This is a genomic window from Synechococcus sp. W55.2 (assembly GCF_047461635.1).
In the GTDB taxonomy this organism is placed as follows: domain Bacteria; phylum Cyanobacteriota; class Cyanobacteriia; order Thermostichales; family Thermostichaceae; genus Thermostichus.
Genome location: NZ_JANSHM010000004.1, coordinates 24,639 through 37,427, shown reverse-complemented (window position 1 = coordinate 37,427; position 12,789 = coordinate 24,639). Strand labels below are relative to the sequence as shown.

At 58.8% G+C, this 12,789-nt stretch carries 12 protein-coding genes; 8 read left to right on the top strand and 4 right to left on the bottom strand.

What is annotated here, in order from left to right; genetic code table 11:
* Positions 1 to 2 precede the first annotated feature (2 nt).
* The 5 genes from NW828_RS01755 to cysW all read left to right on the top strand — a co-directional run bounded on the left by NW828_RS01755 (position 3) and on the right by cysW (position 6,906).
* Entirely contained in the window at positions 3 to 2,789 is a 2,787-nt protein-coding gene (locus NW828_RS01755) for a GNAT family N-acetyltransferase (protein ID WP_414381010.1), read from the top strand.
* A 153-nt stretch (positions 2,790 to 2,942) separates the two neighbouring features.
* Positions 2,943 to 4,052: a sulfate ABC transporter substrate-binding protein gene (locus NW828_RS01750; RefSeq protein ID WP_414381009.1), complete on the top strand. Its 1,110-nt coding sequence runs from the start codon at positions 2,943 to 2,945 to the stop codon at positions 4,050 to 4,052.
* Positions 4,053 to 4,226: 174 nt separating this feature from the next.
* Positions 4,227 to 5,270, top strand: coding sequence for a sulfate/molybdate ABC transporter ATP-binding protein (locus tag NW828_RS01745; RefSeq protein ID WP_414381008.1), 1,044 nt, complete (start codon positions 4,227 to 4,229; stop codon positions 5,268 to 5,270).
* Between the two features lie 6 nt (positions 5,271 to 5,276).
* The gene (gene cysT, locus NW828_RS01740; RefSeq protein WP_414381007.1) at positions 5,277 to 6,089 is read left to right on the top strand and encodes a sulfate ABC transporter permease subunit CysT; all 813 of its coding nucleotides are present in this window, start codon (positions 5,277 to 5,279) and stop codon (positions 6,087 to 6,089) included.
* Positions 6,079 to 6,906, top strand: coding sequence for a sulfate ABC transporter permease subunit CysW (gene cysW / locus NW828_RS01735; RefSeq protein ID WP_414343939.1), 828 nt, complete (start codon positions 6,079 to 6,081; stop codon positions 6,904 to 6,906). Before cysT ends, cysW begins: the two co-directional genes overlap by 11 nt.
* Positions 6,907 to 6,922: 16 nt before the next feature.
* On the opposite strand, the gene msrA is transcribed toward cysW, so the two are convergent.
* Both msrA and NW828_RS01725 read right to left on the bottom strand, forming a co-directional pair.
* A complete protein-coding gene (gene msrA / locus NW828_RS01730; protein WP_414381065.1) occupies positions 6,923 to 7,591 on the bottom strand; it encodes a peptide-methionine (S)-S-oxide reductase MsrA in 669 nt (222 codons plus the stop codon).
* Positions 7,592 to 7,672: 81 nt separating this feature from the next.
* Positions 7,673 to 8,605, bottom strand: a complete 933-nt coding sequence (locus tag NW828_RS01725) for an ABC transporter permease (RefSeq protein WP_414381006.1) — start codon at positions 8,603 to 8,605, stop codon at positions 7,673 to 7,675.
* Positions 8,606 to 9,048: 443 nt separating this feature from the next.
* Here NW828_RS01725 and NW828_RS01720 point away from each other — a divergent pair, with 443 nt between their 5' ends.
* The 3 genes from NW828_RS01720 (at position 9,049) to NW828_RS01710 (ending at position 10,482) form a co-directional block, all read left to right on the top strand.
* Positions 9,049 to 9,603, top strand: coding sequence for a sigma-70 family RNA polymerase sigma factor (locus tag NW828_RS01720; protein ID WP_414381005.1), 555 nt, complete (start codon positions 9,049 to 9,051; stop codon positions 9,601 to 9,603).
* Positions 9,600 to 9,950, top strand: coding sequence for a hypothetical protein (locus NW828_RS01715; protein ID WP_414343942.1), 351 nt, complete (start codon positions 9,600 to 9,602; stop codon positions 9,948 to 9,950). The genes NW828_RS01720 and NW828_RS01715 overlap by 4 nt, the downstream gene beginning before the upstream one ends.
* A gap of 109 nt (positions 9,951 to 10,059) precedes the next feature.
* Positions 10,060 to 10,482, top strand: coding sequence for a Spy/CpxP family protein refolding chaperone (locus NW828_RS01710; RefSeq protein WP_414343944.1), 423 nt, complete (start codon positions 10,060 to 10,062; stop codon positions 10,480 to 10,482).
* Positions 10,483 to 10,639: 157 nt separating this feature from the next.
* Here the strand turns inward: NW828_RS01710 and xth are convergent, their stop codons facing one another.
* Positions 10,640 to 11,425 (bottom strand): exodeoxyribonuclease III, encoded by a 786-nt coding sequence (xth, locus tag NW828_RS01705; RefSeq protein WP_414381004.1) that lies wholly within the window; start codon positions 11,423 to 11,425, stop codon positions 10,640 to 10,642.
* Between the two features lie 12 nt (positions 11,426 to 11,437).
* Complete coding sequence (locus tag NW828_RS01700; RefSeq protein WP_414381003.1) at positions 11,438 to 12,697, bottom strand: GTP cyclohydrolase II; 1,260 nt, start codon at positions 12,695 to 12,697, stop codon at positions 11,438 to 11,440.
* Between the last annotated feature and the right edge of the window lie 92 nt (positions 12,698 to 12,789).

Genomic DNA, 12,789 nt, shown 5'->3' with positions numbered 1-12,789 from the left:
GTATGTGGCAACGACTGGATCCCAGTGTGGATATCTGGAGGGCCCGATCCCATCCCCTGAATCCCATTTTTCTGCCCCGTTCGGTGGCGGTGGTGGGGGCCACGGAGCGGGAGGGCAGCGTGGGGCGGACGGTGTTGTGGAACCTCATTAGCCACCCCTTTGGCGGCACGGTTTACCCGGTCAATCCCAAGCGGCACCAGGTGTTGGGGATCCGGGCCTACGAGCGGCTGTCCGCTCTGCCGGAGCCGGTGGATCTGGCCATTATCGCCATTCCGGCAGCGGGGGTGCCCAAGGTGGTGCAGGAGTGCGTAGAAGCCGGGGTCAAGGGCGCCATTGTTCTTTCAGCAGGCTTCAAGGAAACGGGCCCTGCTGGCTGGGAGCTGGAGAAGCAAATTCAGCAGACTATCCAATCGCGTCAGCGGGACGGAGTCCTTGGGAAGCTGCGCTTGATTGGCCCCAACTGCCTGGGGATCCAAAACCCCCACACGGGCTTAAACGCCACCTTTGCTGCCCAGATGGCCCGGCCCGGCAATGTGGGCTTCATCAGCCAAAGTGGGGCCCTGTGCACCTCGATCCTGGACTGGAGCCTGCAGGAAAATGTGGGCTTCAGCGCCTTTATCTCTCTGGGATCGATGCTGGATGTGGGCTGGGGAGACTTAATCGACTACTTGGGCGAGGATCCCCATACCCACAGCATTGTCTTGTACATGGAATCCATCGGGGATGCCCGCTCTTTTCTGTCCGCGGCCCGAGAGGTGGCCCTGAGCAAGCCCATCATTGTCATCAAGGCGGGGCGCACCCAGGCGGCAGCCCAAGCAGCCGCTTCCCACACGGGCTCCCTCACCGGCAGCGACGCAGTGTTGGATGCGGCCTTCCGCCGTTGCGGCGTGCTGCGGGTGGATCACATTGAAGATCTCTTCGACCTGGCGGAGGTGCTGGCCAAACAGCCCCGCCCCCAGGGGCCCCACCTCACCATCCTCACCAATGCCGGCGGGCCAGGGGTGCTGGCCACCGATGCCCTCATCCGCGCCGGGGGATCCCTGGCCCAGCTCTCCCCCCAAACCCTGGAGCAGCTTAACCAGCTCTTGCCCCCCCACTGGAGCCACGGCAATCCCATTGATATTTTGGGGGACGCAGATCCGGAGCGCTTTGCCCAAGTTTTGGAAGTGGTGTTGCGGGATCCCGGCAGCCAGGGTTGCCTGGTCATCCTCACCCCCCAAGCCATGACGGATCCCACGGCCACTGCCGAGAAAGTGGTGGAGACCTGGCGGCGCAGTGGATCCCGGCAGCCTATCCTGGCCAGTTGGATGGGGGGAGCTGGCGTGGATGCGGGCGAGCACATCCTCAACCAAGCCGGGATCCCCACCTACCGCTACCCGGATCAAGCGGCGCGGGTGTTTAGCCATCTGTGGCGCTTTAGTGACAACCTCAAGGCCCTCTACGAAACCCCCACCCTGGCTCCCACCAGGCCAGTGGAGCAGGAAAAAGTGCAGCAAACCCTTGCCCAGGCGAGGCGGGAAGGCCGCACGCTTCTCACGGAGGTCGAATCTAAGGAAATCCTGGCCGCCTACGGGATCCCCGTGGTGCCGACGCGGGTGGCCGAGAGCCCCGAAGCAGCAGTGGAAGCTGCCGAGGCCATGGGTTACCCAGTGGTGGTGAAGCTCTACTCCCACACCCTCACCCACAAAACCGATGTGGGCGGCGTGCAGCTCAACCTGCCCGATGCTGAGGCGGTGCGCCGGGCCTTCGGGCAAATCCTCCGCAACGTCAGCGAGAAAGCGGGGCCGGAGCACTTCCAGGGGGTCACGGTGCAGCCGATGGTGGACACGGATGGCTATGAGCTGATCCTGGGGAGCAGCCAGGATCCCCAGTTTGGGCCGGTGTTGCTGTTTGGCAGTGGCGGACAACTGGTGGAGGTGTTTCAGGATCGCTCCATTGGCCTTCCCCCCCTCAACACCACCTTGGCGCGGCGCCTGATGGAAAACACCCTCATCTACAAGGCCCTCAGGGGGGTACGCGGACGCCCAGCTGTCGATCTGGAGGCCCTGGAACAGCTCTTGGTGCGCTTTAGCCAACTGGTGGCCGAGCAGCGGGAGATTAAAGAGATCGACATCAATCCGCTGCTGGCTTCCAGCGAGGGCCTGCTGGCTTTGGATGCCCGCGTCATTTTGCGAACCGAGCAGGATCCCCAGGTGCCTTTGGCCATCCGCCCCTACCCCACCCAGTACATCTGGCCCTTCCGGGACGGCATCACCATCCGCCCCATCCGCCCCGAAGATGAGCCTCTGGTGATCGATTTTCACCGCCACGTCTCTGATTACAGCGTCTATCTGCGCTACTTCCACCCGATCAAATACAGCGCCCGCATCGCCCACGAGCGCCTTACCCGCATTTGCTTTAACGATTACGACCGCGAGATTGCCTTAGTAGCAGAAAAACAGGAGCCAGAGGCCAATCGCGTCAGCGGGACGAAGTCCTTAATCCTCGGCATCAGCCGCCTCTCCAGAAAACATGGCTTTCCCCAAGAAGCAGAGTTTGCCATGCTGGTGGCGGATCCCTACCAACGGCAAGGGATTGGCACAGAGCTGTTGACCCGCCTCATTCAGGTGGCCCGCTGCGAAGGGATCCAGCACCTCACCGGCGAGGTTCTTGGCGAAAACGAGGCCATGCGCCGCCTGTGTCAGCGGCTGGGGTTTCAGTTGCGCCCTTCTCCAGAGGATCCCGGGATCCTCAAGGCTGCTCTGGCTTTAATCTCCGATCCGCCAATCCTCGCCACCTGCTCCCCCTAGAGATCCCCAGAGAACTAAAAACGGTTTACCGACTGGCTTACCGTAGAATAAGACGGGAAGAGTCCTGGCGCTGGTCCCCTCCCCTTTTGGGAGCGGGGTTGGGGGTGAGGGCGGACTCCCTCTGAGGAGGAAGAGAAGTTTTTGGGGATTGCTATGAACACTGAAGGGACACCTGCGAACAAATGGGGGATCCCCTCAGCAATCGAGGTGGTCTGGTCTGGGAGAGTTGGGGCCGGGATCCGCAGGCTGCCGGTGAGCATGGGGCGGTGGCTGGGGATGGGATCCCTAATTTTTGGCCTTCTTCTTGGCCTCAGTGGTTGTGTCAGCGGTATGGGCTCAGGGGGATCCAGAGAGGAAGTAGCGATTCTCCTGGCCTCCTTTGCGGTAACTCGAGACGCTTACCGGAAAATCGTTCCTGCCTTTGAGGCCCACTGGCTGGCGAAAACGGGGCAACAGGTGCGCGTAGAAAGCAGCTACGGCGGCTCGGCAACGCAATCGCGGGCAGTTATTGACGGGCTGGATGCCGATGTGGTGGCCTTGGCCCTGGCTTTGGATGTGGAGCGCATCGTGGCTGCCGGTCTCATTCAGCCGGGGTGGGAAGCCCGCACCCCCAACCAAGGGATCGTCACCCGCTCGGTGGCGGTGATTGTGACGCGGGAAGGCAACCCCCAGGGGATCCGCTCTTGGCCGGATCTGGCTCGGCCAGGCTTGCAGGTGGTTACCGCCAACCCCAAAACCTCAGGGGGGGCTCGCTGGAACTTTTTAGCCCTCTGGAGCGCTGTCCCTGAACCTCAGGCCCTGGCCTTCACCACCCAGGTCTACAAGAATGTCCGCATTTTGCCGCGGGACTCACGAGAGGCCACCGATGTTTTTTTCCAGAAAGGGCAAGGGGATGCCCTGATTACCTACGAACATGAGGTGATCCTGGCGGGCTTGCGCGGCCAATCCCTGTCCTATGTGGTGCCCGACCCCAACATTTCCATCGACAACCCCGTAGCCGTGGTGGATGCCAATGTGGATCGCAAAGGTACCCGTGCCGTGGCCGAAGCCTTTGTGGACTACCTATTCACCCCAGAAGCGCAGCGGGCTTTTGCCGAGGTGGGCTTTCGCCCGGTGGAGCCGACGGTGGCCCAAGAGTTTGCCTGGCGGTACCCTCCTGTTGAGAAGCTGGTTACCGTCGCCGACCTGGGAGGCTGGGAGGTTGTCCAAAGCCGCTTTTTTGCCGATGGGGCCTTGTTTGACCGCATCCAAGCTCAGTTGTAGGGAGTCTCCCTTGTTTTGGATCCCCATTCAAGTTATCTTGGGAGCTATATCAACGGTTTGTTGACAGGTTTACCGTAGATTAGCCGCGAGTTTAACTGCCCTCACCCTCTCAAGAAGACTCAGCCGGCAACCATCCAGCAACTTCTCAGGCAAACCACTAGCTAGGCAGAACCTATGGGTATCACCATCGAAGGGGTATCGAAGCGTTTTGGGCAGTTTCAGGCCCTTCACCCCACCGATCTCACCATTCCCACGGGATCCCTGGTTGCCCTCTTGGGGCCATCGGGTTCTGGCAAATCCACCCTGCTGCGCCTGATTGCCGGCCTAGAAAAGCCGGATACGGGGCGGATTTTCCTCACCGGGCGGGATGCTACCCATGCCAGCGTCCAGGAGCGCAACATTGGTTTTGTTTTTCAGCACTACGCCCTGTTCAAGCACATGACGGTGCGGCAGAACATCGCCTTTGGCTTGGAGATCCGCAAGGCTTCACGGGCCGAGATTCGGGCACGGGTGGATGAGCTGCTGGAGCTGGTGCAGCTATCGGGGTTCGGGGATCGCTACCCCTCTCAACTCTCGGGGGGGCAGCGGCAGCGGGTGGCCCTAGCCCGCGCTTTGGCGGTGGAGCCGCAGGTGTTGCTGTTGGATGAGCCCTTTGGGGCCCTGGATGCCAAAGTCCGCAAAGAGCTGCGCAAGTGGTTGCGGCGCCTGCACGATGAGGTGCATGTGACAACGGTATTTGTAACCCATGATCAAGAGGAAGCCATGGAGGTGGCGGATCAGATCGTGGTGATGAACCAGGGGCGGATCGAACAGGTGGGATCCCCGGCAGAAATCTATGACCATCCAGCTACACCCTTTGTGATGAGCTTTGTCGGCCCGGTCAACGAGCTTTCTCCCCGCTCCCAACTCTCTTGCCAGCTTCCCGAGGTGCAGACCGGCCCGCATCAGCTTTTTTTGCGCCCCCACGATGTGCAGATTGAAGTTAACCCCAGTAGCAGCGGCGTCTCTGCTTGGGTGAAAGAGATCATTCACCTGGGGCGGGAGATTCAGGCAGAGCTGGTTCTGAGCGACGGCGGATCCCTGTGGGCCCATCTCAGCCGCGAGCAATATGCCAACCAACCCCTGCAGGTGGGGCAGCAGGTCTATGTGCGCCCCAAGGTGGTGAAAGCCTTTCCCGTCAAAAAAACCGAGATGACCGCAATGCCGGTGGGAGCTTGAGAAACGTTGCTGCAAGCTTTGTCTCAACTGTCTTGGCCGTGGCGGCTGACCCTGGGCTATCTCTTCTTGATGTTGATTCTGCCGCTGGCTGCCTTGATTGCCAAGTCCAGCAGCGTGGGCTGGGCGGAGTTTTGGCGGATCGCGACGGCTCCCGTGGCCCTCTCCGCCTATGAAGTTACTTTTGTAACCGCGTTGCTGGCGGCTCTGATCAACGGCGTGATGGGCACCCTGACTGCCTGGGTGCTGGTGCGCTACGCCTTCCCCGGCAAAAAGCTTCTCGAGGGGTTGATCGATCTGCCGTTTGCTTTGCCCACCGCCGTGGCCGGCCTCACCCTGGCAACGGTTTACAGCAGCAACGGCTGGATTGGATCCCTTTTGGCCCCCTTGGGGATCCGCATCTCCTTTACCCGCTTGGGGGTGGGGGTGGCGATGCTGTTTATTTCTTTTCCCTTTGTGGTGCGGACGGTGCAGCCGGTGTTGCAGGAGCTGGAGAAAGATGTGGAAGAGGCAGCCTGGAGTTTGGGGGCTTCCCGCTTTCAGACCTTCCGGCGCGTGGTGCTGCCCCAGATCCTGCCGGCGGTGCTCACCGGGGTAGCCCTAGGGTTTTCCCGCGCCGTGGGGGAATACGGCTCTGTGGTGATCATCGCTTCCAGCATTCCCTTTCGGGACTTGATTGCGGCGGTGCTGGTGATTCAGCGGCTGGAACAACACGACTATGCTGGGGCAACCGTGATCGGAACGGTGATGTTGGGGATCTCTTTCCTGTCGCTGGTGGTAATTAACCTTCTGCAAGCCTGGGGAAGTCGCCATGAAACCTGACGAGGTAGCAGGTGTCAAACCGAAGCCCTCAACATGGCTGTCGGGCCTGTTGATCGGGATCGTCGGGCTTTACATCGCGCTGCTGCTCGGGATCCCGGTGGTGAACATCTTCTATCAGGCGTTTCGAGAAGGGATCCCAGCCTTTCTCCATCGCCTGACAGAGCGGGAGTTGCTCAGTGCCCTGCGATTGACGGTGCTAACCGCCCTGGTCGTTGTGCCCCTCAATACCTTTTTCGGCCTCTGTGCTGCCTTGGCCATTGCTCATCGGCGTTTTCCGGGGCGGGCGCTGCTGCTGAGCCTGATCGATCTGCCCTTTTCCATTTCCCCGGTGGTGGCTGGCCTAATGCTGGTGCTCATCTTCGGGCGTCAGGGTTGGCTGGGATCCTGGAGGGTTATCTTTGCATTTCCGGGCATTGTGTTGGCAACGGCTTTCATCACCCTTCCTTTTGTGGCGCGGGAAGTGTTGCCGGTGTTGGAGGAGGCAGGCACCGACCAGGAAGAAGCCGCCAAAACGCTGGGGGCGACCCCCTGGCAGATCTTCTGGAGAATCACCCTGCCCAACATCCGCTGGGGCCTTCTGTACGGCGTCATCTTGACCAATGCCCGCGCCATGGGGGAGTTCGGCGCTGTGGCTGTGGTTTCCGGCAACATCATTGGCCGCACCCAGACCTTGCCCCTGTTCGTGGAAGATGCCTACCGCAGTTATGCCACCGGCTCAGCCTATGCGGCGGCGGTGGTGCTCTCCTTGCTGGCGGTGGTAACCCTAGTGGCTAGGGAGTTCCTTGAGCGGGGATCCCATTCCCGCCGGATCTTTTGATCCGTCAGGGTGTGGATCAGACGGGCTCGGTGAGGATCTCTGGCAGACAAACCTTAGTGCCCCCCAGGCCGCAGTAGCCGCGCGGATTCTTGGCCAGATATTGCTGGTGGTAGTCTTCGGCGTAGTAAAACTCAGGCGCATCCAGGATTTCGGTGGTGATCTGGCCGTAGCCTTGGGCAGTTAGGGCCTGCTGATAGAGATCGCGGGTTTTTTCCGCCAGCTCCCGCTGCGCCGGAGAATACACATAGATGCCGGAGCGGTATTGGGTGCCCACATCATTGCCTTGGCGCATCCCCTGGGTAGGGTCGTGATTTTCCCAAAACACCTTCAGCAGTTGGGCATAGCTGACCTGAGCTGGGTCGTAAACCACCCGCACCACCTCGTTGTGGCCGGTCAGGCCAGTACAGACCTCTTCATAGGTGGGGTTGGGGGTAAACCCGCCAGCGTAGCCCACCGCTGTGCTGAACACCCCTGGCACCTGCCAAAACTTGCGCTCTGCCCCCCAGAAGCAGCCCATGCCGAACATGGCCAGCTCCATGCCCTCGGGAAAAGGCGGCTGCAGCGGATGGCCATTGACAAAATGCCGATTCACGATCACCATCGGCTCGGCCCGGCCCGGCAAGGCTTCTTCCGGTTTGGGCAGGGACAGTTTCTTGCCAAGTTTGCCAAAGCCAAAGAGCACCATAGGGACAGCCCGATACATTCGTTAACAGTTACCAGTCTAGCTCAGTTGGCTCCTCATGTGTTGGAAAAATCCTTGATCGGGTCAGCTCACCGATTCAAAAGCCCCCAGCCGCTTGGCCACTAGCAGATAGACGGTCATGATCCCCATCGGCACAACCGTGAAGGCTGCCGCCAAGGGAATGTTGCCAGAGGTGCCCTGAAAGGCGAGAACTGCCTGCCCGATGAAATAGCTGGAATTGCCCAGAGAATAAGGCACCACAAAATCTCCTAGCGTTAAGGAAAAGGTGAAGACCGACCCGGCCAGGATCCCTGGCAAGGCGAGGGGAAGAGTAACATGGCGGAACGTTTGCCAACCCTGAGCTCCCAAATCTGCAGAAGCCTCAATTAAGCTATCAGGCACTCGCTCCAAAGCCGCCTGGATCGGCAGAATCATATAGGGCAGCCAAACATAGAGAAACACCAAGAAAATACCCAAGTTGGATACAGCCAGCGATGGCCCACCGATCCCGGGCAACTGCAAAATCTTTTCCACCCAGCCCTGTAGGCCCACATGGGTGAGTAGATAGGTAAGGATCCCTTCTTTGGCCAGGATCAACTTCCAGGCATAAACCCGAATCAAATAACTAGACCAAAGCGGTAGAAGCACCAACAAGTACAAAAAGTCCTTCCAGCGAGGAGAGGCCAGTCTGACCATGGTATAAGCCAGAGGAAAAGCCAACACAATTGCAGCTAGGGTCACTGCCAAAGCCATAGTCAAGCTGCGGACAAAGATATCCACGCTGGCAGGAGTGAGCAGCTCCCGATAGGTGGCCAAAGTCAACTTTCTCAGGATCAGGCCGGTAAAGGGATCCAGATGATAAAAACTTTGCAGCAGCAGCGCCAGCAGCGGCCCCAAGTAAAAGACCAGTAACCAAATGAGAGGTGGCCCCAACAGAATGGCAAGGATGAGCGTCGGGTGATGATAGAGGAATCCAAACAGATCGGGTTTATCGGTTATCTGAGTTGTTTTGGCCATGGCCAGGCAGGCATGAAGATCAGCTTTTCATTCCCTCTTTTTGGTGTTATTGGAATTGTAGGTCGACGAGCCAATAGAATTCAACAGAATTGGGATTGAGAAAGTGCGAACAGGCAAGAGGAATTGGCTTGTCTACACCTGCCGGCGGGTATCCTTTGAGGGAAAACGGCAATCAGAAGATGCCGGTATGGTCATTTCGACTCAAACTAGGACACTGCACCCACACCTAAAACATTGGTCGCGTCGTCGCGTCAGCGCTGCGGAGCAATAATGCATGGGGCCATAAGGCTTTTCTCGTATAGCCCAGGTGTCTCACTCTAGCCTAAACGACCATATCTTGCTTGGCGGAAAGTGGAGGGCCATCGTAGACAGGGATCCTTTGAACCTTTTGGGGGCATTGGGAGTCAGACAAAGCAAGGTTGAGAACAAGGGAGCGTCCTCTCGTGCAGGCGGCAAAGGATACATCCGATTGGGAGCTGATCCAGCGCTGCCTCAACGGCGACAGCCAGAGCTTTCGCCAACTCTACCGCAAATACCAGCAGTCGGTACGGAATATCCTCTATCCCTTGTGTGGAGCCGATCTTTTGGATGACCTGGTACAGGAAGTGTTTATTCGTGCCTGGAAAGGGTTGCCTCGGTTTCGCGGCTCGGCCCAGTTTTCCACTTGGCTGTATCGCATCTGCTGGAATGTGGCCTCAGATCAGCGACGGCGCTGCGCCCGGCAACACTCCCAAACCCAAAACCTGGCCCTCGGATCGGATATCGCTCACCCTGGCCCCGACCTGATGCACTTGCACTACCAACAGGCTCTACAGCAAAGCATGGCTCAGCTTAGCCCTGAACACAGAATGGTTCTGATTCTGCACGACCTAGAAGATCTGCCCCAGAAAGAAATCGCCGAGATTTTAGGGATCCCGGTGGGAACGGTGAAGTCCCGGCTGTTTCACGCCCGTACCACCATCCGTCAACACCTACTTCAGGAGGGCATTACCCCATGAGTGAGCACCCCAACCCCCTAGCAGACGAGCGGCTGCGCCACTTTTTGCGTCAATATCGCCCCCTCCCTCCCCCTGCGGCCTCTGGGCTGGAGGAGCAGATCCTTCAAGTTGTGGCGACTCATCCACTTCATGGCCGGCTCAAGCACCCTTGGCGTTGGGTTGGCATTTCCCTTTTGGCGGGCGCTTTGCTGGGCTGGATTGGCTATCAGCGCTGGCAGGTACAGGTGGTGGCCCAGGAGACCGAAGCCCTAGAAAGTTTTTTGGTGAGCACTTGGGGAAGCTTGCTGAGCCCAGAGGGAACAGAAACCGAAACTTGGTGGATAGAACGCGATCCAGAGGGATCCTAAATCCATCAGCCTCACGAATATCCCCCTTCATTGACCATTACACCGCTGAGACTTCTGAGACCTTGGTCAGATTCTTGGTCAGATTCTTAGAAAAAGCCTGCAAAGAACCATGAGAAATGCTTGGATTTGGATCCCCATTTTGCCACTCTACCTGGGATCCCTGGGTGAACCGGTGATGGGCCAACCCCGCCCCCTGCGAATGATGGATTTGCGCCGCCCCTTTGCTCGCAATTTGCGGGAGCTGAACCTCTCCGACGAGCAGTTGCGGCAATTGCAGCAGATCCGCCACCGCAAACAGGAAGAGTTGTTGGAGCGCATTTTGGAGTTGAGGGCAGCCCGCGGTCGATTGCGGGAGTTGCTGGTCGGCGATGCCCCTGAGTCAGAAGTGGCAGCTCAATTTCAGCGGGTACAACAGCTAAGCCAAGAAGTAAATGCCAAACGTTTTGAGGCAGTTCTGGAAATGCGACAGGTCCTCAGCTCAGAACAGCGGCAACACCTGCTGAAAATTCTCGAAGAGGCCGCTCCATTTTAATTGGATGGCTGGTTGGTATGAGCTGTTATGGTCATTTAAACAGGAATGAAACATTTCCGCCTGGCTCCCCTCTTCCTCTGAGAGAAGGGGTGAAGGCAGTGGCAGGGAGCGTTTGGGGAGTGTCTCAACCTAGCTTGAAATGACTATAACAAGGCGCTTAAATATCCAGGGCAACAATGACAGGGGCATGATCGCTGGGTTTTTCGGCCCGCCGTGGCTCAACATCGATCCAGCAAGCGGTGGCTTTCTCCTGTAGCTCACGAGACAGATAATGATGATCAATGCGCCAGCCGCGATTCCTTTGAAACCCCCCCGAGCGATAGTCCCACCAGCTAAAATGGCCGGGATCTGGGGTGAACCTGCGAAACGCATCTTCAAACCCTAAAGCCAGGATCTCCCGCAGGGCTTGTCGCTCCGGTTCGGAAGCCATGATTTCTCCCGCTTTTTGGGGATCATAAATATCCCGATCTTCCAGGGCAATGTTAAAGTCCCCGCAGAGCAGGATGGGATCCCCTTGGCTCAGGGCAACGGCGAGGTAATCCTTCAGTGTGGCCAGCCAACGCAATTTGTAGGCATATTTTTCCGATCCCACCTCAGCACCGTTGGGCACATAAAGGTTGAGGATACGGATCCCGCGGTAGATGGCGCTCATCAGCCGCTTTTGCTCGTCCAAATCTGCCGCCGAAGGCAGCAGCGCACCAAACCCCCGTTCTACTTTTTCCGGGGGATCCCGGCTGATCAGAGCCACACCGTTGTAGGACTTTTGCCCGTAGACCTCCACATGAAAGCCCCGCTCCTGAAAGGCCGCCCGGGGAAAGTCCTCATCTACCACCTTGGTCTCCTGCAGGCAGAGCACATCCAGGGATCCCTGGCTGTCCAGCCAAGCCAAAACCTGAGGCAGCCGGGTGCGAATGGAGTTGACATTCCAGGTGGCCACTTGCATGAGGGATCCCGCTCACTCCACCAAGGCTCTTCCTCGGATTTGGGCCAGCCGCTCCGCATCCAGCACCTCCCCCTCGGTGTAGTAGCCGGCAGCTTTTTTGGCCTCGATCTCCACACGGGCATCCGCCGGGATCAGCTCTTCTGGGATGGGCACCCGCTGCAGAACCTCAATGCCGGAGTTGGTGATGGCTCGATACTTGAGGTCGCTCATGGAAATCAGGCGATCGATTCGGGTTATGCCCAGCCAATGGAGCACATCCGGCATCAACTCCTGAAACCGGATGTCTTGCACCCCTGCCACACACTCGGTACGGGCGAAGTAGGCATCGGCCCGATCCCCTCCTTCCTGGCGCTTGCGGGCGTTGTAGACCAAAAATTTGGTCACCTCCCCCAAGGCGCGGCCTTCTTTGCGCAGGTACACAATCACCCCAGCTCCACCGGCCTGGGCCGTCTTAACGCATTCCTCAATGCCATGCACCAGGTAGGGGCGGCAGGTGCAAATATCCGAGCCAAACACATCGGAACCATTGCATTCGTCGTGAACCCGCACCGCCAGGGGCAAGGCCGGGTCGGTGATGGCAGCCACCTGCCCGATGATGTACACCGTCTGGCCACCGATGGGCGGCAAAAACACCGATAGGTCTGGACGGGTCACCAATTCTGGAAACATGCCTCCCGTTTGCTCGAAGAGGGTGCGGCGCAGCAGGCTTTCGCTCACCTGCAATCGTTTGGCGATCCCCGGCAGGTACCAGACCGGCTCGATTGCGGCTTTGGTGACCACCAGGCTGCCATTGTCTTTGAGGATCCGGCCATCCACCCGCAACCGCCCTTTGTTGACCGCCTCCTGCAGTTCGGGCATGTGGATGTGGGCCTGGGTAATGGCAATGGTGGGACGAATGTCGTAGCCCTGGGCATAGAGGGGGGCAAAGACTTCTCCCACAACCGCTCCCCAGGGATCCAAAGACACAATCCGGTCTGGATCTCCCCAGCTTGGGTGAGGGCCAATCGACACCACCGGGGCAGTATTGGTTAAATCGGCGCGGTGATCCGCCTGCAAAGAGCCACTGGCCACAGCCAATGCCCGATAGACAGCGTAGGCTCCCGCATGGGTGCCGATGACATTGCGATGGGCAAGATTGGTCAGGCTACCCACCACCGGCCCCCGCTGCAGTGGATCCAAGGATCCCCAGCGAATCGGCTGGGCTTGCGTCCCATGAGGGGAGGGATGGGAGGTGAGAACAATGTGATGAGGACGGGAGGAAGGTTCGCTCATGGTCCTCAAATGCCTGGAAAATGGAAGAATCTGGAGAAAACAGAATTATAGGCGATCCCCAGCCGTTTCCAGAGAGCCTGACCCTTCTTTTG